A 26,892-nucleotide genomic window follows, 5' to 3' on the forward strand; every position below is an offset into this window, starting at 1 on the left:
TGCCTCCACAGTTGCACAGGTAAAACCTACTCCATGCCCCCAGTGCTAAAGTGAAGAAAGCGCCCCAACCTGCGCTCAGTGCCATCTTGAAAGAGCCTACGTTACATATGAACGCGATCGCCACAACTCCTGAAAATCCCCTTCTCGTCGGCAAAGGACTTCCTCCGTTTGAGGTTATCCAGCCTGAACAGGTGGTTCCTGCCATTACGCAGCTTTTGGCAGAACTAGATACCCAGTTGACTGACCTGGAAGCCCATGCGGTGCCGACCTGGGAAGGCTTGGTGCAGCCCCTAGAGCAGCTTGAGGAGCGCATCGGCTGGAGTTGGGGTATTGTCGCGCACCTGATGGGCGTGAAAAATAGTCCAGAGCTACGACAGGCGTATGAAACGATGCAGCCGGAAGTCATCAAATTCTGGAATCGCCTCAGCCAGAGTCAGCCCCTCTACCAGGCGTTCAAAGCCCTGAAGCAGAGTGCCGAGTGGCAAACCCTATCCGCAAGTCAGCAGCGCATTGTGGAGTCGGCGCTACGCGATGCCCAGCTTTCGGGAGTCGGATTGGAGGGCGAAGCTAAGAACCGATTTAATGCGATTCAGCTGGAGCTTGCCGAACTCTCGACCCGTTTTTCCAATCACGTCCTAGATGCAACTAAAGCCTTTAGCCTGACCCTAACCCAGCCCGAAGAAATTGCTGGACTGCCGCCCAGCTGGACATCTCTTGCCGCCCAATCTGCCCGTGCCGCCGGAGACGAAACGGCAACCCCTGAGTCAGGTCCCTGGCGATTGACCCTCGACTTCCCCAGCTACCTGCCCATAATGCAGCACAGCCAGCGCCGCGACTTGCGAGAGAAAGTCTACCGGGCTTTCATTAGCCGTGCCTCTAGCGGCGAGTTGAACAACCAGCCTTTGATCGACCGCATTCTGGAGCTACGCCTAGAGGAATCGAAGCTGCTGGGCTACAACAGTTTTGCCGAGGTTAGTCTGGCGGCAAAGATGGCTCCCAGCGTTGAGGCTGTCGAAAAGCTGTTGGAGGAGCTACGCAGCGCCAGCTATGAGGCAGCTCAGAAAGAGCTGGAAGAACTGCGCCAATTTGCGATCGCTAAGGGCGAAACCGCCGAGTTGCAGCCCTGGGATGTCACCTTCTGGGCAGAACGCTTGCGAGAAGAAAAGTTTGCCTTCAATGCCGAAGAGCTGCGCCCCTACTTTCCGCTGGCTCAGGTTCTAGACGGACTGTTTGCCCTCTCCCATCGCATCTTTGGCGTGACCATTATCCCCGCCGATGGCGAAGCTCCGGTGTGGCATCCCGACGTGCGCTATTTCCAGGTTGCAGATGAGCAGGGAGAAGCGATCGCCCATTTCTATCTTGATCCCTACAGCCGTCCGGCAGAAAAGCGGGGCGGAGCCTGGATGGGGGACTGCATGAGCCGTTCCAAGGTATTGAAGGGCGATTCGGCATCGCTGCGGCTGCCCGTTGCTTACCTGGTCTGCAACCAAACGCCGCCCGTAGACGACAAGCCTAGCCTGATGACCTTTGGCGAAGTGGAAACGCTGTTCCATGAGTTCGGGCATGGGCTGCACCATATGCTGACTCAAGTGGACGATGCTAAAGCCGCCGGGACGCGAAATGTGGAATGGGATGCGGTCGAGCTACCCAGCCAATTCATGGAAAACTGGTGCTACGATCGCGCTACTCTGCTCAGCTTGGGCAAGCACTACCAGACGGGGGAATCTTTGCCAGAAGAATACTATCAGAAGCTCTGGGCGGCTCGTACCTTCATGAGCGGTAGCGCCACCCTGCGACAGATTCACTTTAGCTGGGTCGATCTAGAGCTGCACCACCGCTACCGTCCGGGTCAGGGTGAGACGGCAGCAGATGTGCGCCAGCGGATTGCCCAAAACACGACCGTGATGCCACCCCTGCCGGAAGATGCCTTCCTTTGCGCGTTCGGACATATCTTTGCCGGAGGCTATGCGGCAGGATACTACAGCTATAAGTGGGCGGAGGTTCTCAGCGCCGATGCCTTTGCTGCCTTTGAAGAAGCTGGACTAGAGGATGAAATGGCGATCGCTCAAGTGGGTCGGCGCTACCGCAATACGGTTTTGGCGGCGGGAGGTAGCCAGCATCCGATGGAGGTGTTCAAAGCTTTCCGAGGACGCGAACCCAATACAGCGGCTCTCCTGCGCCACAACGGTCTGGCGGCATAGCGCATCCAGGCTCTACAATTGGCGAGTCGCATCGGCAAGTTGTAGGGGCGGGTTTTCGTGAGTGTAGCGTCTACAGATCAGGCAGGACAGGTAAAAGCTGAAGCGACGATCGCCATTCTAGGGGCAGGTGCCTGGGGTTCGGCATTGGCATCTCTGGCGGCGATCGGTGGTCATCCAGTGCGGCTGTGGTCGCGACAGAGTGAACAAATGCTGGGAGAGGCGATCGCAGGAGCGCAAATCATTGTGTCTGCGGTATCGATGCGGGGTGTGTCTGATACGGTTTTGCGGCTCCAGTCGGTGGGGCTAGCCGAAACCGCCATTCTGGTTAGCGCTACCAAGGGCTTAGATCCGGCAACGCGACGAACACCTGCCCAAATATGGCAAGCCGAATTTCCTCAGAATTCGGTGGTGGTACTCTCAGGCCCTAACCTGTCTGAAGAGATTCGGCAGGGCTTGCCCACGGCAACGGTGGTTGCCAGTCAGGACATGGCGGCTGCCGAGCAGGTGCAAGCAGCATTTGCCTCCGATCGCTTCCGGGTTTACACCAATACCGATCCGATCGGCACAGAGCTAGGCGGAACCTTGAAGAATGTGATTGCGATCGCTGCCGGAGTCTGTGACGGTCTACATTTGGGCATTAATGCGCGATCGGCTCTGATAACGCGATCGCTTGCTGAGGTGATTCGCATCGGCACGCATTTAGGAGCACAACCCGAAACTTTCTTTGGGCTGTCGGGTCTGGGGGATCTGATGGCGACTTGCAGCAGTCCGCTTAGCCGCAACTACCGCGTAGGCTATGGCTTGGCTCAAGGCAAATCCCTAGAGCAGATCTTGCAGGAATTGCAAAGTACGGCTGAGGGCGTGAGCACCAGCAATGTCTTGGTTGACTTAGCTCAGCGTGAGGGGATTCCGGTGCCTGTCTCCTGGCAGGTTTATCAAGTGCTCAACGGCAAAACCACGCCGCAAAGGGCGCTGGCAGCGCTGATGGATCGCGATCTCAAGGCAGAGATCGATTTGTTCTGAGCTGAAATGGGCTGGAGCGATCGCCCTCAGACGGCTTCAGGAGGCTGCATCTCTACTGAGGGCATCAGGTTTTGAGCCGTTGCAGGTAGCTCCAGGCAATAGCCCGCGCCGTAGACGGTTTTGATATAGCACGGATGGCGTGGATCTGGCTCTAGCTTGGTTCTCAGGTGACGCACATGCACCCGAATCGTTTCAATATCGTCATTAGGGTCATACCCCCAGACTTCCTTAAGAATCTCGCTGGGCGAAACCGTTTGACCATGCCGTTGCAGCAAGCAGTGCAGCAACTCAAATTCTAAATGCGTCAGCTTGACGGTTTTCTCAAACCAGATGGCTTCCAAGCGCTCTGGCACCAGCGTTAGAGATCCAAAATTCAGGATTTCAGTATGCTTGGCGGCTTGAGGAATGCGATCGGTGCGCCGCAGCAATGCCCGAACCCTAGCCAGCATTTCCTCTAGCTCGAAGGGCTTGGTCATGTAGTCATCTGCCCCTGCATTAAAGCCCTCTACCTTATCGTGGGTTTGACCCAGAGCCGTCAGCATCAGCACGGGGATGTCGGCAGTGCGCTCATCGCGCCGCAGACGCTGGCAGACTGTAAATCCATCCACTTTAGGCAGCATTAAGTCAAGCATAACCAGATCGGGCAAAAGCTGAAGCGCCAAAGCCTGACCCTTGATGCCGTCTGGGGCTTGGCTGACATCGTAGCCCGCCATTTCCAAATTTACGGCAACTAATTCTGAGATTGCTGGATCATCATCAATGACGAGAATACGAGGCATCACTAAATTTAAAATTGATACGATTTATAGCCTAAAAAGCAGTAGAAATACAAAGATTCCTGTAAAGATTATAAACAAGGATTCTAAATACTTTCTAACGAAGCTGAATCTGCCACAGTGAGATCTGCCACAGTGAGATCTGCCACAGCGAGATCTGCGAGATTCGAGCAGCAATTCTTTGTTGGGGGAGTTCGCGCTCTGAGGGCGCGAACTCCCCCAACAAAGAATCCACAATGAGAGCTGCTGAGATTCAAGGGCAATTCCCCTTTCCTAACCGAAGTCCCGTAAAATAGGGGACGGTTAAAGATCTCAGCATTAAAACATTCTAGATATGGCTTCTGTTTCTAGCTGCATCAATGCGCTCCGTGATCGCGGTCAATGTGCGCTGATTCCCTTCATTACGGCAGGCGATCCTGACCTGGCAACCACGGCAAAAGCTCTAGAATTACTCGATCGCAGTGGCGCAGATCTGATTGAGTTGGGCGTGCCCTACTCTGATCCCTTGGCAGACGGGCCCGTAATCCAAGCGGCAGCGACACGCGCTCTTCAGCAGGGCACGCGTCTAGAGGATGTGCTGAAAATGCTGACGGCGCTTAGCCCCAGGCTCAAGTCGCCGATCATTCTCTTCACCTACTACAATCCCATCCTTAACCGGGGCATAGAGGCATTTCTGCAAGATGTGGCAGCAGCAGGAGTTAGTGGTCTAGTGGTACCAGATCTGCCTCTAGAAGAGGTGGAAAGTCTGTCAAAAGCCGCTGCTAAAGCCGAGATTGAGATCATCTTGCTGGTGGCTCCTACTTCACCCAAGGCGCGGATTGAAGCGATCGCCGCTCAGTCTCAGGGCTTTATCTATCTGGTCAGCGTCACGGGCGTAACGGGCATCCGCACCGAGATTCAGTCGCGAGTACAAGATTTGCTCACCGAACTACATGGCGTAACCGACAAGGCGATCGGCGTGGGGTTTGGCATTTCTCAGGCGAGTCAAGCTAAGCAGGTGATGGAATGGGGCGCAGATGCCGTAATTGTAGGTAGCGCCTTCGTTAAGCGGTTAGCTGAAGGCTCTCCTGAGCAGGGACTACAGGCGATCGAGAATTTCTGCCGCACGCTTAAGGCGGCTATCACAGAATAGAGTTCAAACAAAAGGCTGAGCAAACAAAAGGCTGAGCAATTTACTCAGCCTTTTGCATCCAATTGTTCTGGCACCAAAATCTGAAATCTAGCAGAGCGCTAGGCTTCGTCATAGGCTTCTAGATCAAGCAAATAGATGTAGGACTCTACCATTTCTGGACGGTGAAACGCGATCGCTCGAAGCAGATGCCAATCGTTTAATCCTTCAAAAGCATTGCTGTATTCGTCTTGCTCTAGCCGTATAGCCAGATCTGCAATCTCTTGTTCAGTAATACTGACGACATGCTCTTCTGAAATATGCAACGTTTTCATCGCTAACCCCCTCAGTTTTGCGGATCGGTATCACTGCTGTACAGAGCTACCTCTCTACATCCTACTCGCTACTCCGTGGTTATTCGGTTCGTGTCCCGATTTCTTCCACGAAACTTTGCATATGGCTTAACACAATCGGCTGAATTTCATGCCCCATGTCTTGCTCGTAATATTGCACCCTGACCCCCAGCTTCACCAAGATCTCATGCACTTGTTGAGCTGCCCTTAACGGCACTACCTGATCTTGACGACCATGAACGATTAAAACCGGAGAAATGGGTGCCGCAAGCTTGTCCACTTCTAGAGGAGCATGGAGATAGCCACTGAGAATCATGAGCGCGGCAAAGGGCAACTGCAAGCCAATATCCAGAGTCATCGCTCCGCCTTGAGAAAATCCGCCCAGGATTGTTCGGCTTAGGGGAACTCCTGTAGTTGACTCTAGCGATCGCAGCCATTCCATCAGCTCCAAACGGCTTTTTTGCAGCTCCGGCTGCTGCCGAAACTCCGGGCGACTGAAAAAGCTGTAGTCATTGGGCAGTCCATACCACATTCTTCCCTCAGATGAGTAAGGATGGGGAAACGGCGCTTCTGGAAAGAGAAACTGATAGTCGGGCAAATCCAGATAGTTTGCCAGAGTTGCTACGTCTTGAGCATTGGCTCCCCAGCCATGCAGCATCACCAGCAGTCCTTTGGGCTGGACGCTTTTTGCGGCAATAGAAATCACTTTTAGAGCCAGAATTCTACTCCTTTAGGTAAGCTCAGCACTGCGATCGACTATAGAGTTTTTTCATCAAGAAAAGCATCTTCACCTAAGCTGATTCGGCGTACGCAGCCGTCTTGAATCGCGTCTTGCAGTAGGCAGAGCAAGGAGCGATCGCGCGCTCCCAATTTTCCACATATCAACAGCCACCGCACCTGAGCTTCTGCACCGGGAGTTAGTTCGCCAAACTCCAAAGCCGCTCGGACAATGGGTTCCACAAGATTTGTTTCAAGGTGGGCGCAATCAGACGACGTGACTATCATGGTGTGCCTGCGAACAGGATAGAGGGACGACTGTAACTAAGGCTTCAAAAACTAAGGCTTCAAAAACTAAGGCTTCAAAATGATCTGTGTGAGTTCCTCAACATCTGAGGTGGCGGATAGCTAGCGTAATGTGTGAATCTTGCAACGAATCTTGCAACTGTCTCTCCTGATCTTTACCCTGCCTTTTGAGAAGGCGATCGCTCTTGCCACAGTTGATCGATCGTCACAAAGCTATAGCCCTGCTGCTGCAATCGTGGAATCAACTGCGCGACTGAAGCGGCAACATCTTCACCACCACAGGAGCCATCATGCAGCACAACCAACGAACCGTTCTGTATCTGCTGAACCACTCGTGCAACTGTCACATCTATTCCAGGTCGCACCCAGTCCTCTGGCACGACGCTCCACATCACCGGGCGATAGTGCCATTGAGCTAAATAATTCAACGTCTGGGGCGTAAACACGCCGTTGGGCGGACGCACATCTCGAATATTTTGCCGCACGTAGGTTAGGTCGATCTGACAGGCTTGAGCGATCGCCCTCTGGGTTGCCTCTAGAGATTGTTTCAGTTCCTGCTCTGACAGCAGCGGAAATGAGGTGTGGCGATAGCCATGTAAACCAATCCAGTGATCCTGCTGCCAGGTCGCCAGGGCTACCTCTGGCGATCGCTCCACACAAGCGCCCAGCCAAAAAAAGCTGGCTCGAACCTGATATTGCGCTAGCACTTCTAGAAGCTGCGGCGTAAATTGCGGATGAGGCCCATCGTCAAAGGTGAGGGCGATCGTCTTGGCATTGCCCCTGCCTGCCCAGAGACAGCCTGGGAAAGTAGGCTTAAGGAACTTATGGATGAAGGGATAAATCGGTGCAAACTGCATAAATACTATTGTACTGATTGCAAGGAGCAAAACTTACTAAGCTGACTGCTCAGCCATAGCTCAGCTCAAAATCATATAGCTACGAAATCATGCTTCGCTTCTGGTGCTGTAAGCATGAGTAGCGTTGCTAGCGCCACAGCAGTCCATCGTCCTGTGGGTGACGCTGTAGCTCGTAGCAATTCCGTAAGTTTGCCTCGCCCAGGCCGACTGTACCACTGAAGTCAAGACATCTCGATTCAAGGGTTTGACCAGAAACCCGTCTAACCCTGGATTTTCCTCCTGGTATAGCCAGCTCGGCGCATAGGAATCGGTCAACGCAACGATCGTGGTTTTACGAACATCCGATCGCCGTCGCAGCTCATGAACCGGGTTCGACCAGCTTGGCTGATTTCCTGCCAGGATAATCAAATAGGGGGAAGCCTGACTCATTTTCGCGATCGCCTGAGCGGTTGAATGAACCGCAACCCAGGTGTATCTCAATTGAGTGAGCAAAAACTCTAGCCCTTGAAGAGAGTCAAAGTCTTGGCTTAAAACCAAGACATAGCTTTGTAGTGATTTCATACCAGGTAAGACACGCTGCTTGACAATATAGCTCTTTGTCTTTACCGCATTTTCACATGGTCAAATGCCCAAAGTCCTTCATTGCCTAGACTTTGGGCATTTAACCGCAATTAATAGCTTCCAATTCTCTTAGTCTTTACAGCGCTCTGTCTTTACAAATGGCAATCTCTAGTGGCAATCTCTAGAGCAAGTCTGTCAATTTAGGATTCGCCTGGATTTGCTTCAGCACCTGTTTGATATCTTGAGTGCGGTCTTTCTTAACAATCAGTGTCACCTTGCCATCTCGGACAATAACGGTGTCTTCCAGTCCGATCGTCACAATCAGATCTTCTTCATCAGAAGAGTAAAGCAAAGCTCCCTGAGTATCGAGTCCGATATGCTGGGCTAGCTCTACGTTGGGTTTCCCATCCTTTAGCAGGCGATCGATCGCATTCCAATCGCCCAAATCGTCCCAGCCAAAGGAGACAGGCAGAACATAGGCTTTCTGGGTTTTCTCCATGACTGCATAGTCAATGCTGAGCTTGGGTAACTTGGGATAGCAAGCCGCGCCCTGCTCTTCTAAAGGCAAGAGAATTTCGGGTGCGTAAGCGCGCAATTCGGCAAGCATCACCCCGGCTGGAAAAATGAACATCCCGCCATTCCAGCTAAACCGACCTGTGGTGAGAAACTGCTCGGCAGTAGCCAGATCCGGCTTTTCGGTGAAGCGACTGACTTTATAGCCTGGGAAGGGCTGTGCCTCTGCGCCATACAAGCCCACCTTCTCACCCTGCTCAATGTAGCCGTAGCCTGTCGAAGGATAGGTGGGCGCAATGCCGAGTGTGGCGATCGCCCCCTCTGTTTTTGCCAGCTCCGAAGCCGCCGCCAGCGTTTCACGAAAAGCCGCTTCATCGTCAATCCAGGCATCAGCCGGGAAAAAGCCAATCATGGCATCTTCCCCGTGGCGACGGGCGATCTCTAGCGTTGCCCAGGCTACAGCAGGCGCAGTGTCCCGCCCTTCAATCTCCACCAGCAGATTCTCGGTCGGCAACTGGGGCAGCTGTTCTTGAACGCCGTTTTCTAAATGGCTAGCGGTGATCACCCATAATCCTTGCCAGCCTCCTGCTAAATCTAGAAGGCGATCGGCAGTTGCCTGGAGTAAGCTCTTGCCGCTACCATCCAGACTCAAAAATTGCTTCGGGCGCTGTTTGCGGCTGAGGGGCCAAAAGCGCTCTCCTTTCCCACCAGCAAGGATTACAGGGATCATAGCTGTCTTCAACCGTTTTTTAGAATTCCGCCCCATCCTATCAGGGTTTTTCTCGCTTCCCTGCCTAAAAAAGCGGCTTTTTATGGCATCTTTAAGCTTAGCTAAGGGATTATGAACATTCAAAGCCTGCGGATGATGGAACTCCGGGACGATCGCCTCAGTCCAGAATGCTAGTCAGACAGATGCTAGTCAGACAGATGCTAGTCAGACAGATGCTAGTCAGGGTTTCGCATATGGGAGAACATAAATTTTGCACTCTAAAGACCGTCAATCTGAAGTGGAATGCTTTTGTCTCCAAGGAAAGATAAGGATATGCTCATCAGCAAGCTATAATCTCGGAATGTTAAACACAAAACTACATATAGGTGTAAAGCTGCATCTATATTCTCTTGGGCGGAATAAGCTGTAGTGCCTTGTAGTTTTAGGAACCTGTAGCTTTAAGAACCTGTAGTTTTGAGAGCCTGTAGTTTTGAGAGCCTGAAAGTATAAACGTTCACTATTTTTGAACTTTTAGTCAGGTAGTTTGCATTACAGATGCGGAATCTGAGGTTTCGCAGCCTAAGTGAGTGGGAGAATCTAAAGTTGGAAAACAAAGCTGGTTCGCAGCAAAGCTCGGTTAAAGTCCCTGGTCAGGCTGTTTCTAGTCAAACGATTTCTAGTCAGACCAGTTCTAGTCAGACAAGCGGCAACCGTGTCACAGTTTTTGTTCCTCCCGCTGTATCCCCAAATCCACGATTTGGCTTTATGCCTTGGCTATTGCGCAGTCTGATGCTGGGCGGAACAGCCGTGCTTTCAGCAGCTGTGGGAGGGCTGTTAGCACTGACTACGCCCTTGCCAGCGGCGATCGAGCCTCAGAGCAGCAAGCCTGTATCCCTAGAAAATATCTGGCAGCAGGGTCTGGGGGGATATCGCATCGATCGCCCCATCAACATTTTGGTCATGGGCATCGATCTACCACTAGACCTGCCAGACAATGCAGTTTCAAGCGATGTCTTTGCAGGACGGAGCGACACCATGCTGCTGCTACACGTCGATCCGGCAAGTCAAACGGTGAGCGTTCTATCGATTCCCCGCGATACACAGGTGTCCATTCCAGGAGAGGGCGTTGAGAAAATTAATTACGCCAACGTGGTGGGAGGTTCTAAGCTGGCGGCTCAAGTGGTTAGCCAAAATCTGAGCGGTGTGACCATCGATCGCTATGTGCGGGTAAGTACAGAGGCATTCCGAGGGCTGGTTGATTTGTTAGGGGGCGTGCGGGTATTTGTCCCAGAAGACATGAAATACACTGACGAAACCCAGCGTCTTTATATCGATTTGAAACAAGGATGGCAAACGCTAGATGGCAAGCAGGCTGAGCAATTTGCCCGTTTCCGCCAGGATGATAAAGGCGATATTGGACGGGTGCAGCGGCAGCAGCAGCTGATTCGTGCCTTGCGGGAGAATCTAGCCAGTCCGGCGATGGTGACTCGTTTGCCTCAGGCGATCGCGCTATTTCAGAAATACATTGACACGAACTTATCGCCAGAGGAAATGCTGTCTCTCGCTAGCTTTGGGCTGGGGTTGCAAAAAGACAATCTGCGGATGGTAATGCTGCCCGGTCGCTTCAGTACACCTGATGAATTTGTCGCCAGCTACTGGTTGATGGATGAAACCGCCAAAGATCAGGTCATGAATGAATTCTTCAGCATCAGCTCGATTGCGGATGTGGGTCAGCAAAGTAACTTCACCAACACCCGGATTGCAATTCAAAACGCCTCCAGCGATCCCGAATTGGGCGGTCGTGCTGCGGCATATCTTCAGTCTCAGGGATTTAGCAATGTTTACGTCGTGGAAGATTGGCCCGATCGCCAGCCTCAGACCCAGATTATCGTGCAGCGTGGCGATCTCCAAGGCGCAACTCTGTTAGAAAATATGCTGGGGATCGGTCAAGTTGTTTCTGCCTCTACGGGCGATTTGCAATCTGACTTTACGCTGCGCATCGGAGACGACTGGGAAATGCGATCAAAAGTTTAGTCAGCTCAAAAATAATTTCAAAGCATAATAATCTGTCATTGACTGGCAATAGGGCTGGCTTATCGCTGAAACTCTTGGTAAGTTAAGGTTGCTGACTCCGTATATCTGGCACATGAGCAGCGGACTGAGCCTAGGTTTCCCCTAAACTAGAGCTTTACCTAGCCAACTGGTCAAGTCTAGGGACGCAGTTTTCTGGAGGTTTTTAATGAACGTTTTGCTTCTGTATCCCCTGTTTCCCAAAAGCTTTTGGTCGTTTGAGAAAACCATTGAGCTGCTGGGTCGTAAAGCGATGCTGCCGCCCCTAGGATTGATTACGGTGGCGGCGATCTTGCCCCAAACCTGGGATTTTAAGCTGGTCGATCGCAACGTTCGAGAAGTCACTTCAGCCGAGTGGGAATGGGCGGATCTAGTCATTCTTTCGGCAATGATTGTGCAGAAAGAAGATTTGCTAGAGCAGATTCGAGAAGCAAAACGTCGCGGCAAACGGGTTGCCGTGGGGGGGCCTTATCCGACGGCGCTGCCTCACGAAGTCTCTGAAGTGGGGACAGACTACCTGATTCTGGATGAAGGGGAAATTACGCTGCCGATGTTTGTCGAGGCGATCGAGCGTGGGGAAACCTCTGGTACGTTCCGAGCCAATGGCGAAAGACCAGACGTGACAATTACGCCTGTGCCGCGGTTCGACCTACTGGAATTTGATGCCTATGCTGAAATGTCGGTACAGTTTTCGCGCGGCTGTCCCTTCCAGTGCGAGTTTTGCGACATTATTGTTCTGTATGGCCGTAAGCCCCGCACCAAGGCTCCTGAGCAGTTGCTCAAGGAACTCGATCGCCTCTATGAGCTGGGCTGGCGGCGCAGTATTTTCATGGTGGATGATAACTTTATTGGCAACAAGCGCAACGTCAAGCTGTTTCTGAAGCAGCTGTTGCCCTGGATGGTGGAACATCAGTATCCGTTCTCGTTTGCCACGGAAGCCTCGATCGATCTGGCGCAAGACCAAGAGCTGATGGACAGCATGGTGGAATGTAATTTTGGTGCCGTGTTCTTGGGCATTGAAACCCCCGATGAGGCTAGCCTGACGCTGACCCAAAAGCATCAAAATACGCGAGATTCCCTCAGCGATGCGGTTCATGCGATTACGCGATCGGGGTTACGGGTAATGGCAGGGTTCATTATCGGCTTTGATGGCGAAAAGGCAGGGGCGGGCGATCGGATCGTGCAGTTCGTTGAGCAGACTTCTATCCCGACAGCAGTATTTAGCATGTTGCAGGCATTGCCGGACACAGCGCTGTGGCATCGACTCGAAAAAGAGGGGCGAATGCGTAACCAGTCTGGCAATATCAACCAAACGACGCTGATGAATTTTGTGCCGACTCGTCCCCTAGAGGAAATTGCCCGTGAGTATGTCCGGGCGTTCTGTGAGCTGTATGATCCGGCTAAGTTTCTCGATCGCGCCTATCGTCATTACCTGATTTTGGGTGAGGCGACCTACCCCAAGAAAGGTAAAAGACCTCAGAAAGCCGTCAATTGGGTGATGATTCGGGCGTTCTTGACGATTTGCTGGCGGCAGGGCGTAGTTCGCAAAACCCGCTGGCAGTTTTGGCGCAATCTCTGGAATATGGGGCGCTACAATCCGGGCGGCGTGGCTCCCTACCTGGCAGTCTGCGCTCAAATTGAGCATTTCTTGGAGTACCGCGCGATCGTCACCCGCGAGATTGAGTCTCAAGTTGCCGAGTTTTTGGCGCAAAAGGCTCAAACCGAGGTTAAAACTGAGGTTAAAACTGGGGCGATCGTCTAGTCAGGTTGAGCTACTTCATCTCTTGGTGAAGACAATACCGAGAGATAGACTGTTAGTATTTTCAACTGAGTAGATGCATTACAGAACAGCCGATGAACGTGATGTAGTTACCCTCGCAGAGATGCGGTGGGAATTTCAGGTTGAGGACAATGACTGCTCCCCTATTGTTAGCAAAACTGAATTTGTAGAAGTTTGCAGTGATTTTCTTCGACAGGGGTTGATCCAAAAGAACTGGGTCTACTGGATAGCCGAGTTAGAGAGAGAAATCGTTTCTCATATCTTTGTGCAACGGGTTAGGGGAATTCCCAGACCCTTTTGGCTAAACAATGCCTATGGCTATGTTTCCAATGTCTATACCAAGCCTGCCTACCGCAGACAGGGGATTGGAAGCCAATTGATGCAGCAAGTGCTGAATTGGGCAAGGCATCAAGAGATTGATGTTCTTATCGTGAGCATCAGCGAAGAGAGTATAACGTTCTATGAACGTGCAGGTTTCACTGCAAAGAACGAGTGGATGGAATGCCTAGTTAAAAACTATCCTGGTTGATGACCTTGATGCCGTCAAAGTCTTCAAATTTGAGTAGAGTGCGACTCCGCTTCATTTTTTCTTGGATGGCTTGCTTGATCCCTTGCTCTATATTGAGCCAAGCATCGTCTGGGTCTGACCATTTGGGCACGGGTTTCAGGTCGGTTGGCAGCGCCTGAATGTGGTTAAAGGAGACAGCATTCCAATCTACGCCCGATCGGATCAGGATGGGAATGACGATCGCTTCACCTGCTTCATAGCGTTCTAAGGCGCGAGTCATTTCAATTTTGTAGCAATAGTCTGAGGCAAGAAAATCAGGGCTAACCAGCAGCAAAATAATATCTGCCTGTTCTAGATTCCGATCGAGTTCGTCCTGCCAGTCTGTACCCGCAGGGATACGGCGATCGTGCCAGGGTTGGATTAAGCCCTGTCGTTGCAAGAGCTTCAAGCGGATTTCTAGCGTATCCCGGAGAACTTCATCCTTGTGCGAGTAGCTATAGAACAGCCGTAGCGCCTGGGTGCGGATGCCTGTCTCTGGTCTTTTTCTGCGAGTCCCGTCTAGATCAATCTCTCCCAGCAGCTTTCGGGCATTCAGTTTGATGATTTTGCCATTGACGACTTCGGTGAAATCGTTTGAGTTGGCTTCTTCCCGGACAACCAAATCTTGATAAGCCAAAACTACTTCTGGATGGGAGGGCACTGGAACTTTTGCCTGGGGTATGAACTTAAAACTGCTGTGAATCCGTTCAAAGTCTGACCGAATCACGGCTAACAAACGGCGGCGGCTGGTCATTGCGCCATCAACGCTAATGGTGACGCAACGATCCTGGCGATCGGCTTTGACCAATGCCCGATTGCCCTCAAACTCTAGAATGGCACCTGTGCGCCAGCGGAGGCGGGACATACTCAAGACATGGGTGCGTACAATGAAGCGGGGCAAAAGTCCTTCCGGCAAAATAGGATATTCGTAGCGAAAGTTGAGGCAGTCTTCGAGGTTGAAGTCTTCGGCTTCGGGAGGCTGCTGTTTATCGAGCAGATCGGGAATCAGATAGCGGTGTTCGTCTTCCTGGAAGGGAAAGCACAGCTCAAACTTGCGCATTAGCTCTAGCAAGAAACCGTGCCGTGCCGGAGGATAGTTTTGGCAGTCGAGAATATTTTCAAGGCTGGCTAGCGCTAGTTCACCTTTGTTATCGGTTATGTCATGGGCGTTGAGCAGTTTATAGATGCCGTTAGTGACCCAGTGGGGATTGAGCACATGGGTATCCCGCAGGCGAGGATCATTTTTATAGTTGAGGGCAATGCCAAGGCTGTGGAGATGGACGGCTAGAGAATTTTGGGCGCTGGAGTCGGGTTCACCATCTTCCTGGCAAATCCTGCGATATTCTTCAAAAGGGATGTAGTTGTCTGTCATGCTGGAGAGCCGATTTTTGATCGCCACCCAGCTTGTGGGGAAGGCATCTCGGAGATGTTCTAAGCGATCGGTTTCTCGATCGATCGCCTTTTGCAGGTCTTTCAGCCCAATTTCAGCTTCACAGTCGGTGGCAATAAACTCCCGAATGGCGGGAAACTTTTGCTTCAGGGCGCTGCGATTGACATCAAAGGGATGCTCTTTGACTTTGTTCAGCACGACGATGACAGGAGAATCTCCTCCGAAGCTCTGGATTAGCTCTAGCCAGTATTCGGCATCGGCGTCTTCATGTCCTTGACGACCGTTGAGCACCAGCAGATAGAGGCTGCGCTCGGTGAGGAAAAACTGGTGGGTGGAGTGGGTGATTTCCTGTCCGCTAAAGTCCCAGACGTGCAGCTTGATGTCTTCGGTGTTGTGCAATCGCAGTTTCCATTGGGTAATCTGGATGCCTTCGGTTTTCTTGGAGTCAAGATTAAATTCATTGCGAATCAGGCGATCGACCAGGGAGGTTTTGCCCACGTTGCCAAAGCCAACCAGAATTAGCTTGGCTTCGTTTAAGGGTTGGCGATCGGCTTTGGTACGGAAGTAGTAGTTGAGAATATCTTGGGGATTGGCTAAAGTCGCTCCCTCTTCTGCCTCTTCATAGGTGGCGCCAAGAATCTCATTGGAAATGCCGAGTTGATCATTGCCATGGAGCAAGAGCGCCTGTAGATTTGGGAGTTCGCCTAGGAACTTTGGTAAGGCTATGAGTTGATTGCTATTGAGATCGATTCTTTGCAAATTGGTGAGCCGACCTATGAATTCCGGTACCGTCGTCAGTTGATTGTTGGAGAGGAGAAGCTCTGCCAGATTTTTGAGGTTGCCCAAGGACTCTGGTACTGTCGTCAGTTGATTGTTGTCGAGGTAAAGCGCCGTCAAATTAACGAGGTTGCCCAAGGATTGCGGTACCGTCGTCAGTTGATTGTTGTAGAGGAAAAGCACCGTCAAATTAACGAGGTTGCCCAAGGATTGCGGTACTGTCGTCAGCTGATTGTTATAGAGGTTAAGCGCCCTCAGATTTTTGAGGTTGCCCAAGGACTCTGGCACCGTCGTCAGTTGATTGTTGGAGAGGAAAAGCACTGTCAAATTAACGAGGTTGCCCAAGGACTCTGGTACCGTCGTCAGTTGATTTTTGGAGAGGAAAAGCTCTGTCAGATTAACGAGGTTGCTCAAGGACTCTGGTACCGTCGTCAGTTGATTGTTGAAGAGGTAAAGCTCTATCAGATTAACGAGGTTGCCCAAGGACTCTGGTACCGTCGTCAGTTGATTGTTGGAGAGGGAAAGCATCGTCAGATTAACGAGGTTGCCCAAGGACTCCGGTACCGTCGTCAGTTGATTGTTGTAGAGGAAAAGCATTCTCAGATTAACGAGGTTACCCAAGAACTCTGGTACCGTCGCCAGTTGATTTTCGTAAAGGTAAAGCGTCGTCAGATTAACGAGATTGCCCAAGGACTCCGGTACCGTCGTCAGTTGCAAACCAGATAAATCCAGTTCAGTAGCTTCGGTTGAAATTGCCTCCTGAATCCGCCGTTTTGCCTCAGCCAGAGCTGCGTCTTGCAATTCCTCCTCTAACACAATCTCTTCTGGACACAGCCCCAACACTGCCGCGATCGCCGCAATATTAGCCGCACCCACCCGCTTACCCCGTTCAGGATGCCACAATCGCCCGACTGTATCGGCGCTCACTCCGGCTTGTCGTGCAATGGCAGCCGTAGTCAAATTAAGCCGTGCTTTGGCGGCGTTGAGTCGGTTTACTCCATCTGGGCTGGCTAAGAAAGTGCGAGAGTTAGAGGGCATGGGTTGCGATCGCGGAGTAGGGCAGCCTCTCTGTCGGGGCTATCCCATCCGTTATACCTTCAGCGACATGAATTCTCAAATATTTCAGGCGATCATTGCCCTCACAGCTCTTGCGCTAACTTGCAGGTTCAGATTCCACCGAGTCAAATACTTTTCGCAAAATTGCTAATCCGGCTGACAGGCTCAAAAGCTGCTCTTCTGTGAGGGGCTGCATCAGTTCGGCGATCGTGTCTCTAGTTTTTCCCCGGCTCTGCTGAAGCTGATTCGAGCCAACTTCTGTAAGGTTCAGCATCACCTGGCGGCGCTTCTGCGGATCGTCTATGCGGCTGAGAAATCCTCGCTGTACCAAGCGATCGGTCATAGCAGAAGCCGTTGCTCGCGTCACGCCCAGATGTTCGGCAACTTCTGATAAAGATGAGTTGGGATGACGATTAAGAAAGCCCAAAACCCGAAACTGAGGCACTGACAGCAGAGCCGCGTTTTGCCCTCGCATTTCGGTGCGGATAAATTGCATAACCGCCGGAATAGTTTCCATTAGCTCAGTCGCGCACTGGGTAGCTTGCGGCGTGGCTTGTGGAATAACGGGTGGCGCTGGGCTGCTGTCAGCGTTTTCTGGAGTATGGGATTCCAAACTCATGCGATCGCAAATCTCCTAAAAGGAAGTATCGGCTAGTGTAGCGAGAATGCCTTGATTCCTGCGAATCAGGCTATCTAACTTAGGGCGTTAGCCAGAAATTAAAATGTATGCCAAACTAACAGTTAGTTGGGCTAACTAAATTTAACACAAGTCGTCATCCAGGTGAGTCGGGCTATGGCGCTGGGAAATCCAAGCAGGAGGGAATCAACAGAATGGGTGTAACAGAACAAACCAATCGACAGCAAAATTGGGAGGATCAGCCGCCGCTACAGAGCGATCGCCCCATCATCATTCAAACGCAGATGCTCGGCCGATCTTTCGACCAGGTGATCGCGGTTGATGCGCTCAATCTCTCGGTAGAAGCAGGGGAAATATTTGGGCTTTTGGGGCCTAACGGCGCAGGTAAGAGTACGGCAATCAAAATGCTGACAACGCTGCTGCCGCCCACTTCCGGTCGGGCAACTATTGCAGGATTCGACCTGATTCGACAGTCAACTCAGGTGCGGCGGATGGTGGGCTATGTGCCGCAAGCCCTCTCGGCAGACGGTACGCTGACGGGTTATGAAAACCTGCTGATCTTTGCCAAGCTGTACGATATTCCTCGGCGATCGCTCAAACTCCGCATCACGGAAGCTTTAGAGTTCATGGGTTTACAGGACGCATCCCATAGACTGGTCAGAACTTACTCAGGCGGTATGATCCGACGGCTAGAAATTGCCCAATCGATTCTGCACCAGCCGCCCGTGGTGTTTCTGGATGAGCCAACCGTAGGACTTGATCCGATCGCCCGGAGTGCCGTCTGGGACTTGATGCTAGAGCTGAAGAAAGCCTACAGCATGACGATTTTACTCACCACGCATTTCATGGAAGAGGCTGATAGCCTGTGCGATCGAGTAGCCATTATGGATCATGGCAGAGTCGTGGTCACGGGTACGCCCGCTGCGCTGAAAGATTCGCTGAACAGTGAATCACTGAACGGCAAGTCACTGAACGGCGCAGCAGCAACGCTGGATGACGTATTTATTCACTACACAGGCAATCTACTAGAAGCAGGAGGAAACTTTAGTGACACTTCAAGAGTCAGGCGCACCACAAAGAGATTGGGATAAGCGGAACGAGAGCGTGACTCGTAGCGGTTCCGTTAGGGGGATGAGAGCGATCGCCAACTTAATCACAAAAACTCTGGTGATTACAGAAGTCGAGGTACGAAAGCTGCTGCATGACCCCACCGATCTGCTGTTGCGTGCCGTTCAACCTGCCCTATGGCTGCTAATTTTTGGGCAAGTGTTTACCCGCATCAGAGCTATTCCCACAGGCAGCCTGAGCTACATCGATTTTCTGGCTCCCGGCATTCTGGCGCAGAGCGTCCTGTTTGTGGCAATTTTTAGCGCTATCAGCATTGTATGGGAGCGAGATTTGGGCATTGTCCACAAGTTTCTTGCCAGCCCTACTCCCCGTGCCGCTTTAGTTCTGGGCAAAGCCCTGTCTGCTGGAGTACGTAGCCTAGTGCAGGTGGTGATTGTTTATTTAATCTCTTTCCTCTTAGGCGTACAGCTAAATTTTAATCCTCTGGCGCTATTGGGCGTTGTGCTAATTGTGCTGCTAGGAGCCGCCTGCTTCTCTCTACTTTCGCTGATGGTCGCCTGTTTGGTCAGAACGCGGGAACGGTTGATGGGCATGGGGCAGCTCATGACTATGCCGCTGTTCTTTGCCAGTAACGCCATCTACCCGATCGCCATGATGCCAAACTGGCTGCAAGCAGTTTCTCATCTGAATCCACTGACCTATCAAGTAGATGCGCTGCGCAGTTTGATGATAGCCGGCGGCTCTAGTATTTATGGATTGGGGCTGGACTTCATGGTGCTAGGGATCACGGCAACCCTGATGACGCTAGTATGCGCCCGTCTTTATCCTCGCCTGGTGCTGTAGAGTTTGCGGAGGTAAGCTACAGGGGTTCACTCGCCTCCAATGAGTGCCGATCGCTGTCCTAAAGTGCAGGGTGAACCGATCGCCCAGTTTTGATGCTGGCTTTCTCTCAACAGAGTAGGAAACCTTAGGAAACCTCCGGTATGCGCACTGAAACCTTCATCGCCCTTCTGTCTTGGTGTTTCTGGCTTACTCTCCTTTTGACGATCGCTTTGATCGTCATTGTGTCTGTGAAACGCTACTGGACTCACCGTGAGAAAAGGCGTCTAATGGCTATGATGAGTGCCCTGGGACTTTGGCTGGTGTTGTCTTTGGGAGTGCTGATTATGCTGAGTCTCTACTCATGGGCAGCAATACACACGATCGAAGATAACCCACCTATAAAGCTTGAGCTTGCCACAGTCAGTATTGTAGGGACGATCGCCCTGCATATGCTGGTGGGATGTGTCCTGGCTTATTGGGCAGGGCGAGGAATGAGATCGCTACGTTGAGAGTGAGCTGCGTTGATGTGGCTAGCAATCCAGCGTGGTCTCTAACTCCCAGGGCGTAACGCAAGCGCTGTACTGATGCCATTCTTGATGCTTGAGCTTTAGATAGGCGGTAATGCAGGATTCACCTAGCGATCGCCTCAACACCTGATCCGATTCTAAACACCGCAGTGCATCTAATAGGTTCCCTGGCAGCGCCTTCACCTGATCAACAGGCAGGGGATCGGTGTAGCTATTATTATCTCGTCGCACTCCTGGATCACGTTGTTCGACAATGCCATCCAGCCCTGCGGCACTCAAAGCGGCGGGCAGTAGGTAGGGATTTGCAGCGCCATCGGGTAGTCGAAACTCAAAGCGACCCGTATCCGGGATGCGGATCGTGTGCGTCCGATTGTTACCGCTATAGCTGGCGGTGTTGGGAGACCAAGTTGCACCTGATGTCGTGACGGCAGCATTGATACGTTTGTAGGAGTTGACCGTTGGGTTGACGATCGCACAAAGCGCTTCCGCCGAATTCAAGACTCCGGCAATGAACTGGTAGCCGAGTTTTGAAAGCCCCAATTCTCCCTGCGGATCGTCAAATAAATTTTCTGTTCCAGCAATGTCCCAGATAGAGAGATGGGTATGACAGCCATTTCCGGTCAGATGGGCGAAGGGCTTGGGCATGAACGTGGCGCGAAGACCGTGCTTTTCGGCAATCGCCTTCACCATGTACTTAAAGAAAGCATGGCGATCGGCGGTGACGAGCGCATCCGCGTACATCCAATTCATCTCAAACTGACCATTCCCGTCTTCGTGATCATTCTGGTATGCGCCCCATCCCAGTGAAAGCATGGCATCACAGATTTCACGGATCACGTCATAGCGACGCATCAAGGATTGCTGATCGTAACAGGGCTTGCTCTGGCGATCGCGCGAATCTGAGATCTGTTCACCCTCGGCATTCAGCAGAAAGTATTCACATTCTACGCCCGTCCGAATCCGATAGCCCAGTTCTTCTGCCTGTCGCAAGACGCGCTTAAGCACTACTCTAGGAGCCTGTTCTATAGGCTGCCCGGTGACGGTGTGCAGATCTGCTGGCATCCACGCTACATCAGGTTGCCACGGGAGCTGAATCAAGCTATCTGCATCCGGAATTGCCAGCATATCCGGATCGGCAGGGGTCATGTCTAGCCAAGCCGCAAACCCGGCGAATCCCGCGCCATTCGTGGCCATTTGATCAATGCTTTCAGCGGGAACTAGCTTCGATCGCTGCACTCCAAATAAGTCGGTGAACGAAATCAAGAAGTAGCGAATGCCCTGATCACGAGCAATCTGAGACAGCATCATAGGTCTGTTTGGAGTAAGGTTTGAATCTTCGATCGAATAAAGGCGGCATCGACTGGATTTTGATAGGGATTCCCGGCTCGATGTCCCCAAATGGACGGAATCGGATGATACTCGGCGTTAGGAATCAGCGCGGCTTCTGCGGCACAGTCTTCAGGGGTAAAGTACAAATCGGTTGTTGCAGGCATCACAAATGTTTTGGCTTGAATAGCATTCAAAGCCGCTTGATAGTTGCCCTGGTAGCGAGAATTATCGCTCACATCGCAATGCAGCCACGTATCAATCATTGCCAAAAGGTTATGCGGATCGCGCTGCCGATAGCCAGCTTCCCAGGCTCGAACCAAATAATCTTCGAGTGAAGAATAGCCTAGCTTGTAGTAAATTCCCTCTCGGTAGAAGGCTTGGGACGCTGCCCAACTTGCGTAAATGCGGGCGAAGGCTGGAAATCCGCGATCGGGAATTGCTTCAAATCGCGTTCCTGTCCAGGCGGGATCAGCCGTGAGGGCAGCGCGTAAGCTCTGGAGAAAAACCTTATTATGATCGGTGGTGCGAGCCGTGCCGCAGAGAGCCGCAATCCGCTGAACGCGATCGGGATATAGCGCGCCCCAGTGGTATGCCTGCTGTGCGCCCATCGACCAGCCATAAATGAGGGCAAGCTGCTCAATCTGAAACACTTTCTGCAAGAGCTGCTGCTGTGCACGAACATTATCAACATGGCTGAACCGAATCTCTAGCCCGCGATCGCTATTGCTGGGCGAAGTTGAAAGCCCGTTCCCAAACATATTGGGGATAATCACAAACCACTGAGTTGGATCTAAGATACCGTCAGAGCGAATTAACCAATCAATATCAGAATGCTGCGCACCGTATGAAGTTGGGTAAAGAATAGCATTAGTGCGATCGACATTCAAGTTCCCATAGGTTTGGTAGATGATCTGCGCTTCAGGAAGCGTTTCACCACAGTGAAGCACAAAATTCTTGAGCGTGAATGGAATCATGCTTCGGAAAGATTGGATACGATATCACGATTGACTTTGACATAGCCTGAATCGACGTGGGCGAGATATTGCTTAACCTGCTGGTGAGTCTGGGGAAGCTGATGAAAGGGAATTGACGGATAAAGATGATGTTCTGCATGAAACGGCATATTCCACATGAGGAATCCCAGCGGGAATAGCGTCATGGTCGATCGCGTATTTGTAAATGGATTGCGATCGTAACTGCATCCTGTATGTTCTGCCAACAAGACGAATCGTAGAATCGGCTGTCCTATGAACAGTGGAAAGAGCCAGTACAGCACAAACCAAGGTTGATGAGCGGCAATCGAGATGAGGATGGCGATCGCGTAAACTGTAAGCTGCAATCGGGTTGAGCGAATGACTTCCGCACGGGCGCTCTTGGGAATAAACGGATAGCTGTCCAACTGTCCTAGAGCCACACGGGTATGAGACTTTAACTTTCCCCACCACCAGGGCAAACCGCTAATCGTGATCAGATAGTCTTTGAAGGTTTGCGGCACCGGATCGCTTAGCTCTGGATCTTTGTCGGGATCTTGGGCATAGCGATGGTGCCACTTATGATATCGCCGAAAGAAGGCGCTGTTATAGAATGACAGTAGACCTGCGACCCAACAAACCGCGTCATTAAGGACATTGTTGTCAAATGCGGTGCGGTGCGAACATTCATGTAAGGGTGCAAACATCGCCGCAAAACCAAATCCGTAGAGGATTAAAGCCGGGAGTGCGATCGCCCAATGTCCAAAGCTTGTGCCCCAAACATATCCGCTAATGCCCAGAATCAGAAAATGTGAGGCAAGCTGAAGAGCGCCTTTGGTTGTCGATCGCCGATTCAGTCCTTTCAATGTGTCGATGGTGAGAACGGAACGGATTTCCGGTGCAGTAGACTCAGAAGTAGTAGACTCAGCGCTAGTAGACTCAGAAATAGGCAGAGACTCAGAAACAGCTAGGTTCACGGTTTATCTTCCTTCCAACTTGTTATAACAAGTCTAATTGTTCAGAAATTGCAACACTGTATTTGAGGCTACCGAATTTCAGCATGATTCCTTTGCATTTAGCAATTTCTGAGCAACTGCGCGATCGCATTCTCGCTGGACAGTATCAATTAGGCGACCAGCTGCCGAGCGAACATCAGTTAATGGCTGAGTTTAAGGTGAGTCGAATCACGGCAAGGCGGGCAATTTCAAACTTAACGCAGCAAGGCTTGATCACGGTGCAGCGAGGAAAAGGCGCGTTTGTTGCCACTCAGCAGAAAGTAGCTTATCTGCTTTCGAGTCCTCTATTGCTGGAAGCAGACATGGCGCGACAGGGCGTAGAAATTACCGTAAGAACCCTATTTTTTGAGCCAGTGACGGTTCCAGACGAAGTTCGGAAAGTTCTGAAGTGTTCGATCGCCCATCTCCAAAAAAAAGTATTGTCGTTTAACGGCATTCCAGGCTGCGTAGATATTACCTATATCCTGCCGGAGTTTGGTGAAGTATACGAAAAAGATCTGCGTGAGCAACTGACTTTCACCACGTTAGAGCAACAGGGGATTCAGGTCAAAAAGATTGATGCGGTGATTGAATGTACACAAGCAGACTATGAAACTAGCGAACAGCTAGAGGTGCCATTGGGACACCCGCTGATCGTTTATCAACACACGGCATATACCGAGAAGAACTGCGCGATCGTCTACGGTGAATCAATCTCACGAGGCGATCGCTTTTGTTACTCGGTGCGAATCGATCGAATATAGTTTTTTCTCTGTTGAGTACAATATTTAGCGCTTCTAAAAAACCTTCTCAGCCATGTGGCGGATCGAGAAAACACGGGAATGCTGAGTAAAGTGCCCGTAAAGGGGCTTCAAAGAGTCTGTGAAAGTTGCGGGATGTCCCGGCAGAAGTTGGAGCGATCGCGTCATAACGGATAGGGGAAGCCATAACAGAAGTTATTTAGAGATTGTATTTATGCCTAAAACAGAGATTAAATCTAGCCAAGCTCATCCAGCGACAAGTGAGCCAAAGCCTGCTTCCCAAGCTTGCCTTCAAACCCGTGCCCTTTTGTCTCTCTGGAGTCTAGAAAAAAAAGAAGGAAAGGCAGTTAGCGCAGGAAAGCTGAGCAAACACAAAGCGCTTTTTCAAGAAATGGAAGCGGCAGGCACGATCCAAATCACCCAAAACAGCAGATATCAATATTTCTCAATTTCAGAGGAGGGCAAAGGTAAACTGTTGCAAGGTTTGACGAGTGCTGATTTTAGCTTTGCTGGAACGGTGGTCAGCACAAGAGAATCACTGGATGCTCTGGAATTGGTAGTAGGGCAAAATGCTGGAATTACGATCGCACCTACAGCCAACGGTAACGGCAAAACTGCGGAAGTCACGGCTGTAAAGGCGATCGCCTCCTATGAAGAATTCAAAACCGTGGCGCTGGAAGTCTTCGATCGGCTGAATCGTGATTACAACATGGACAATCTGGTGCCAATTTACCGGATTCGGAGAGAATTGGGCGATCGGGTGGCGCGGGGACAGTTCAGCGATTGGTTATTTACCTTGCAGTCCGATGATGTCTTTGAGTTATTGGAAGAAAGCGTAGAAGATAGCGCCCCAGACAAGATCGAAGATTCTGTAACGACCAAGTTTGGCAAGCTACGCTGCTATGCCAAACGTCTGGCTGCTTAGAGTCTAAGAGGATATCTGAAAAGTCTCAAATGTTCTGCATTCGCCCCCCAACCCCCCAATTCTGGGGGGCTTTCGAGCCAGTTCTTATTCAAAGTCCCCCAGAATTGGGGGATTTAGGGGGCGGTTCGGGTAGCAAATTACACTTCTCAGACATCCTCTAAGCGCTGGCAGATTCTTTTCCTTTCTACAAGTTAATTTTCGGTAAAAGCGAGCTATGACTTCTCAATCTGCGATCGATCACCTCAATCACATTATCCAAACCCACAACCCATTTGAAAGCCATTTTGTGGTCAAGGCGCATCAGGTTTGGGACGAGGAATTTCCCGATGTTCCTTCTCTCCATGAACATGCTTCTAGAAAAATTTTGGAGACTGTAGAGAAAATCAATTCTAAACAACTTCAGAGTGGAACAGCGGGTCTAGCCATTCTTGCGCCTAAAGGAGTAGGTAAAACTCATGTGCTGAGCCGAGTTCGCAAGCACTTGAAGCAAAAGGGCAACGGCTTCTTCATTTACATGTGTGAGTATGGCAATCTCAGCCAAATTAAGCGTCAGTTCTTGCAAAGCTTGGCATCTAGTCTGAAGAAAACAGGTAGCCAAGGCGTGATGCAGTGGCAAGAATTGGCGGCTGCTCTGGTTAACCGTGCTACTGGGAAAGAGTACCCTGTTCAAAGGCTGATTGAACAGTTTCCAAAGCTACTGGCGCAAAGACCTCAGATTGTGAATCAGCTCACTACAAAAATTTCATCAACCTGTCCAGAGATCGATAATCCATACATTATCAAAGCAGTAGTCTGGATGCTTTCGCCTGCTCATGCTCCCTTCGCCGCCAACTGGCTCTCTGGTCGGGAATTGTCGGATGATCAAGCCAAAATGATGGATCTGCCAAATTCAAGTAAAGATGACAAGGACTCAGAAGCCTTCAGCACTGCTCGACAAATCCTGGATTTAGTTGGTTATTACACAACCCCTGTGATTTGTTTCGATGAATTAGACGGTACAGAATTGGCTGATGATGAAGATCCTCTATTGGGTGGATTCACAAGAGCGCAAGTCGTCGCCAGCCTTGGAAAAGACATTTATAACAGCCTCAAGCGAGGACTTCTTCTTTACTCTGCTTATGAAAAAACTTGGAGCGAGGAGTTTAAATCTTTATCAACTGCTACTGCGGTTAAGGATCGAATTGCTCACCAGGAAATTTCTCTCACTTCTCTAAAGGCGGATGATGTGGTACTGCTGGTTGGGTTTTGGTTAGAGCAATTCTATTCGCATCAGAATCTTACGCCTCCTCACCCTATCTATCCGTTTGATGAGAAGACCCTACGGGATACTTTTGGTGGGCAAGGAGCCGGGGTCAGAGATGTTTTGAGATGGTGCGCCGAGAATTTTGGCACGATTCCTATCGATCGCATAGAGCAACTGGAAGTAATTTATCAAGATGTGTTAAGCAGCCTAGAAATTGATCTAGATGATAATGAAAAAATTGCCAATGCTCTTGCCTTTTGCCTAACCTACTTGAGAGGTCAAACGATCGAGAATGTCACGTTAAAAAGCATCGATCGTGAAGTCAAGCCAAAGTATAGGCACAAAGATACCATCAACTTCAGAATTCTTGGTGAGGAAGATGGTAAGCCTGTCAAAATCGGCGTTTGTGTATTACAAAACTCTAATGGTCACTCTGTTGGAGCAGGAATTAAATATCTGACCTTGTATAAGGACTTGGATTTTACACGAGGCTGCTTAGTCAGAGGCAAGACAATTTCAAAACGTTGGCAAGTTGCCAATACTCATTTGGATTTGCTGCTTAATAAACTTGGTGGTGAATGGGTATCGCTCAAAGAAGATGAAGTCAAGCCGCTACTCGTTTTGCATACTATGTCTAAAAACTTAGATGGAGATGTGTTTAGCTACGAAGATTTTCAGCGATTCCTTTGCGAGAAGCACTCAATTCAGGACAACTTGCTCCTTCGAGAAATTCTCAGTGATCCATCAGGTCAGGTTCCTGAAGAAATCACAGATGAAGATAATGAACTTGAGAAAGCAATTTCTGAAGTGATAATTTCTGAAACAAGCGATGAACTGGATGATCTGGATTTGCTAGATGTTGCTTAACTT

Annotated in this window: 25 protein-coding genes; 12 read left to right on the forward strand and 13 right to left on the reverse strand. The window is 50.8% G+C overall.

The genetic code is table 11. The features are described from left to right. Positions 1-107: 107 nt before the first annotated feature. A complete protein-coding gene (locus tag AC5JMP_RS13490; protein ID WP_495852165.1) occupies positions 108-2,201 on the forward strand; it encodes a M3 family metallopeptidase in 2,094 nt (697 codons plus the stop codon). Positions 2,202-2,258: 57 nt separating this feature from the next. Continuing rightward, entirely contained in the window at positions 2,259-3,224 is a 966-nt protein-coding gene (locus AC5JMP_RS13495) for an NAD(P)H-dependent glycerol-3-phosphate dehydrogenase (protein WP_495851994.1), read from the forward strand. A 26-nt stretch (positions 3,225-3,250) separates the two neighbouring features. Here the strand turns inward: AC5JMP_RS13495 and AC5JMP_RS13500 are convergent, their stop codons facing one another. Next, entirely contained in the window at positions 3,251-4,003 is a 753-nt protein-coding gene (locus AC5JMP_RS13500; RefSeq protein WP_495851995.1) for a response regulator transcription factor, read from the reverse strand. 331 nt (positions 4,004-4,334) lie between these two features. Between AC5JMP_RS13500 and trpA the strand changes: the two genes are divergently transcribed. Further along, a complete protein-coding gene (gene trpA / locus AC5JMP_RS13505) occupies positions 4,335-5,132 on the forward strand; it encodes a tryptophan synthase subunit alpha (RefSeq protein ID WP_495851996.1) in 798 nt (265 codons plus the stop codon). Positions 5,133-5,230: 98 nt separating this feature from the next. Here trpA and isiD read toward each other — a convergent pair whose 3' ends face one another. From isiD to AC5JMP_RS13535, 6 genes are all read right to left on the reverse strand, one after another. Continuing rightward, positions 5,231-5,443, reverse strand: coding sequence for a protein IsiD (gene isiD / locus AC5JMP_RS13510; RefSeq protein WP_495851997.1), 213 nt, complete (start codon positions 5,441-5,443; stop codon positions 5,231-5,233). 79 nt (positions 5,444-5,522) lie between these two features. Further along, entirely contained in the window at positions 5,523-6,167 is a 645-nt protein-coding gene (locus AC5JMP_RS13515) for an alpha/beta hydrolase (RefSeq protein ID WP_495851998.1), read from the reverse strand. Positions 6,168-6,217: 50 nt separating this feature from the next. Further along, the gene (locus tag AC5JMP_RS13520; RefSeq protein ID WP_495851999.1) at positions 6,218-6,466 is read right to left on the reverse strand and encodes a hypothetical protein; all 249 of its coding nucleotides are present in this window, start codon (positions 6,464-6,466) and stop codon (positions 6,218-6,220) included. Positions 6,467-6,639: 173 nt separating this feature from the next. Then, positions 6,640-7,341 (reverse strand): polysaccharide deacetylase family protein, encoded by a 702-nt coding sequence (locus AC5JMP_RS13525; protein WP_495852000.1) that lies wholly within the window; start codon positions 7,339-7,341, stop codon positions 6,640-6,642. An 87-nt stretch (positions 7,342-7,428) separates the two neighbouring features. Next, positions 7,429-7,902: a response regulator gene (locus AC5JMP_RS13530; RefSeq protein WP_495852001.1), complete on the reverse strand. Its 474-nt coding sequence runs from the start codon at positions 7,900-7,902 to the stop codon at positions 7,429-7,431. 181 nt (positions 7,903-8,083) lie between these two features. Then, the gene (locus AC5JMP_RS13535) at positions 8,084-9,145 is read right to left on the reverse strand and encodes a mannose-1-phosphate guanylyltransferase (protein ID WP_495852002.1); all 1,062 of its coding nucleotides are present in this window, start codon (positions 9,143-9,145) and stop codon (positions 8,084-8,086) included. A gap of 582 nt (positions 9,146-9,727) precedes the next feature. On the opposite strand from AC5JMP_RS13535, the gene AC5JMP_RS13540 reads away from it, so the two are divergent. The 3 genes from AC5JMP_RS13540 to AC5JMP_RS13550 all read left to right on the forward strand — a co-directional run bounded on the left by AC5JMP_RS13540 (position 9,728) and on the right by AC5JMP_RS13550 (position 13,503). After that, on the forward strand, positions 9,728-11,158 hold the full coding sequence (locus AC5JMP_RS13540) for an LCP family protein (RefSeq protein WP_495852003.1): 1,431 nt from the start codon (positions 9,728-9,730) through the stop codon (positions 11,156-11,158). A gap of 205 nt (positions 11,159-11,363) precedes the next feature. Further along, positions 11,364-12,956, forward strand: a complete 1,593-nt coding sequence (locus AC5JMP_RS13545; protein ID WP_495852004.1) for a B12-binding domain-containing radical SAM protein — start codon at positions 11,364-11,366, stop codon at positions 12,954-12,956. 73 nt (positions 12,957-13,029) lie between these two features. Continuing rightward, positions 13,030-13,503: a GNAT family N-acetyltransferase gene (locus tag AC5JMP_RS13550; RefSeq protein ID WP_495852005.1), complete on the forward strand. Its 474-nt coding sequence runs from the start codon at positions 13,030-13,032 to the stop codon at positions 13,501-13,503. Here the strand turns inward: AC5JMP_RS13550 and AC5JMP_RS13555 are convergent. Next, positions 13,484-16,726, reverse strand: a complete 3,243-nt coding sequence (locus AC5JMP_RS13555) for a leucine-rich repeat domain-containing protein (RefSeq protein ID WP_495852006.1) — start codon at positions 16,724-16,726, stop codon at positions 13,484-13,486. The genes AC5JMP_RS13550 and AC5JMP_RS13555 overlap by 20 nt on opposite strands. A gap of 115 nt (positions 16,727-16,841) precedes the next feature. Continuing rightward, positions 16,842-17,363: a MarR family winged helix-turn-helix transcriptional regulator gene (locus AC5JMP_RS13560; protein ID WP_495852007.1), complete on the reverse strand. Its 522-nt coding sequence runs from the start codon at positions 17,361-17,363 to the stop codon at positions 16,842-16,844. Positions 17,364-17,575: 212 nt separating this feature from the next. On the opposite strand from AC5JMP_RS13560, the gene AC5JMP_RS13565 reads away from it, so the two are divergent. The 3 genes from AC5JMP_RS13565 to AC5JMP_RS13575 all read left to right on the forward strand — a co-directional run bounded on the left by AC5JMP_RS13565 (position 17,576) and on the right by AC5JMP_RS13575 (position 19,780). Beyond that, positions 17,576-18,472 (forward strand): ATP-binding cassette domain-containing protein, encoded by an 897-nt coding sequence (locus AC5JMP_RS13565; RefSeq protein ID WP_495852008.1) that lies wholly within the window; start codon positions 17,576-17,578, stop codon positions 18,470-18,472. Beyond that, positions 18,429-19,292, forward strand: coding sequence for an ABC transporter permease (locus tag AC5JMP_RS13570; RefSeq protein WP_495852009.1), 864 nt, complete (start codon positions 18,429-18,431; stop codon positions 19,290-19,292). Before AC5JMP_RS13565 ends, AC5JMP_RS13570 begins: the two co-directional genes overlap by 44 nt. Positions 19,293-19,432: 140 nt before the next feature. Further along, positions 19,433-19,780: a hypothetical protein gene (locus AC5JMP_RS13575; RefSeq protein WP_495852010.1), complete on the forward strand. Its 348-nt coding sequence runs from the start codon at positions 19,433-19,435 to the stop codon at positions 19,778-19,780. 21 nt (positions 19,781-19,801) lie between these two features. Here the strand turns inward: AC5JMP_RS13575 and glnT are convergent, their stop codons facing one another. Genes glnT through AC5JMP_RS13590 form a run of 3 tightly spaced genes read right to left on the reverse strand, consistent with a single transcriptional unit; the run spans position 19,802 to position 23,075 of the window. Then, positions 19,802-21,103, reverse strand: a complete 1,302-nt coding sequence (gene glnT / locus AC5JMP_RS13580; RefSeq protein ID WP_495852166.1) for a type III glutamate--ammonia ligase — start codon at positions 21,101-21,103, stop codon at positions 19,802-19,804. Beyond that, positions 21,103-22,101 carry an alpha/beta fold hydrolase gene (locus tag AC5JMP_RS13585; protein WP_495852011.1) on the reverse strand — a complete coding sequence of 333 codons (999 nt, stop codon included), beginning with the start codon at positions 22,099-22,101 and terminating at the stop codon, positions 21,103-21,105. The genes glnT and AC5JMP_RS13585 overlap by 1 nt, the downstream gene beginning before the upstream one ends. Next, positions 22,098-23,075, reverse strand: coding sequence for a fatty acid desaturase family protein (locus AC5JMP_RS13590; RefSeq protein ID WP_495852012.1), 978 nt, complete (start codon positions 23,073-23,075; stop codon positions 22,098-22,100). Before AC5JMP_RS13590 ends, AC5JMP_RS13585 begins: the two co-directional genes overlap by 4 nt. Positions 23,076-23,158: 83 nt before the next feature. On the opposite strand from AC5JMP_RS13590, the gene AC5JMP_RS13595 reads away from it, so the two are divergent. After that, positions 23,159-23,857 carry a GntR family transcriptional regulator gene (locus AC5JMP_RS13595; protein WP_495852013.1) on the forward strand — a complete coding sequence of 233 codons (699 nt, stop codon included), beginning with the start codon at positions 23,159-23,161 and terminating at the stop codon, positions 23,855-23,857. A 46-nt stretch (positions 23,858-23,903) separates the two neighbouring features. On the opposite strand, the gene AC5JMP_RS13600 is transcribed toward AC5JMP_RS13595, so the two are convergent. Beyond that, entirely contained in the window at positions 23,904-24,041 is a 138-nt protein-coding gene (locus AC5JMP_RS13600) for a hypothetical protein (protein ID WP_495852014.1), read from the reverse strand. A gap of 27 nt (positions 24,042-24,068) precedes the next feature. On the opposite strand from AC5JMP_RS13600, the gene AC5JMP_RS13605 reads away from it, so the two are divergent. Together AC5JMP_RS13605 and AC5JMP_RS13610 are read left to right on the forward strand one after the other, a co-directional pair. Further along, positions 24,069-24,779, forward strand: a complete 711-nt coding sequence (locus tag AC5JMP_RS13605; RefSeq protein WP_495852015.1) for a hypothetical protein — start codon at positions 24,069-24,071, stop codon at positions 24,777-24,779. Between the two features lie 481 nt (positions 24,780-25,260). Further along, positions 25,261-26,889 carry a hypothetical protein gene (locus AC5JMP_RS13610; RefSeq protein WP_495852016.1) on the forward strand — a complete coding sequence of 543 codons (1,629 nt, stop codon included), beginning with the start codon at positions 25,261-25,263 and terminating at the stop codon, positions 26,887-26,889. Positions 26,890-26,892 lie beyond the last annotated feature (3 nt).

The organism is Drouetiella sp. (assembly GCF_059504425.1).

Excerpts from the sequence above, each read along its gene's own strand:
- AC5JMP_RS13490 (WP_495852165.1), top strand. The coding sequence starts at position 108 with ATGAACGCGATCGCCACAACTCCTGAAAATCCCCTTCTCGTCGGCAAA.
- AC5JMP_RS13500 (WP_495851995.1), bottom strand. The coding sequence starts at position 4,003 with ATGCCTCGTATTCTCGTCATTGATGATGATCCAGCAATCTCAGAATTA.
- trpA (WP_495851996.1), top strand. The coding sequence starts at position 4,335 with ATGGCTTCTGTTTCTAGCTGCATCAATGCGCTCCGTGATCGCGGTCAA.
- isiD (WP_495851997.1), bottom strand. The coding sequence starts at position 5,443 with ATGAAAACGTTGCATATTTCAGAAGAGCATGTCGTCAGTATTACTGAA.
- AC5JMP_RS13520 (WP_495851999.1), bottom strand. The coding sequence starts at position 6,466 with ATGATAGTCACGTCGTCTGATTGCGCCCACCTTGAAACAAATCTTGTG.
- AC5JMP_RS13525 (WP_495852000.1), bottom strand. The coding sequence starts at position 7,341 with ATGCAGTTTGCACCGATTTATCCCTTCATCCATAAGTTCCTTAAGCCT.
- AC5JMP_RS13530 (WP_495852001.1), bottom strand. The coding sequence starts at position 7,902 with ATGAAATCACTACAAAGCTATGTCTTGGTTTTAAGCCAAGACTTTGAC.
- AC5JMP_RS13535 (WP_495852002.1), bottom strand. The coding sequence starts at position 9,145 with ATGATCCCTGTAATCCTTGCTGGTGGGAAAGGAGAGCGCTTTTGGCCC.
- AC5JMP_RS13545 (WP_495852004.1), top strand. The coding sequence starts at position 11,364 with ATGAACGTTTTGCTTCTGTATCCCCTGTTTCCCAAAAGCTTTTGGTCG.
- AC5JMP_RS13550 (WP_495852005.1), top strand. The coding sequence starts at position 13,030 with ATGCATTACAGAACAGCCGATGAACGTGATGTAGTTACCCTCGCAGAG.
- AC5JMP_RS13555 (WP_495852006.1), bottom strand. The coding sequence starts at position 16,726 with ATGCCCTCTAACTCTCGCACTTTCTTAGCCAGCCCAGATGGAGTAAAC.
- AC5JMP_RS13560 (WP_495852007.1), bottom strand. The coding sequence starts at position 17,363 with ATGAGTTTGGAATCCCATACTCCAGAAAACGCTGACAGCAGCCCAGCG.
- AC5JMP_RS13565 (WP_495852008.1), top strand. The coding sequence starts at position 17,576 with ATGGGTGTAACAGAACAAACCAATCGACAGCAAAATTGGGAGGATCAG.
- AC5JMP_RS13575 (WP_495852010.1), top strand. The coding sequence starts at position 19,433 with ATGCGCACTGAAACCTTCATCGCCCTTCTGTCTTGGTGTTTCTGGCTT.
- glnT (WP_495852166.1), bottom strand. The coding sequence starts at position 21,103 with ATGCTGTCTCAGATTGCTCGTGATCAGGGCATTCGCTACTTCTTGATT.
- AC5JMP_RS13585 (WP_495852011.1), bottom strand. The coding sequence starts at position 22,101 with ATGATTCCATTCACGCTCAAGAATTTTGTGCTTCACTGTGGTGAAACG.
- AC5JMP_RS13595 (WP_495852013.1), top strand. The coding sequence starts at position 23,159 with ATGATTCCTTTGCATTTAGCAATTTCTGAGCAACTGCGCGATCGCATT.
- AC5JMP_RS13600 (WP_495852014.1), bottom strand. The coding sequence starts at position 24,041 with ATGGCTTCCCCTATCCGTTATGACGCGATCGCTCCAACTTCTGCCGGG.
- AC5JMP_RS13605 (WP_495852015.1), top strand. The coding sequence starts at position 24,069 with ATGCCTAAAACAGAGATTAAATCTAGCCAAGCTCATCCAGCGACAAGT.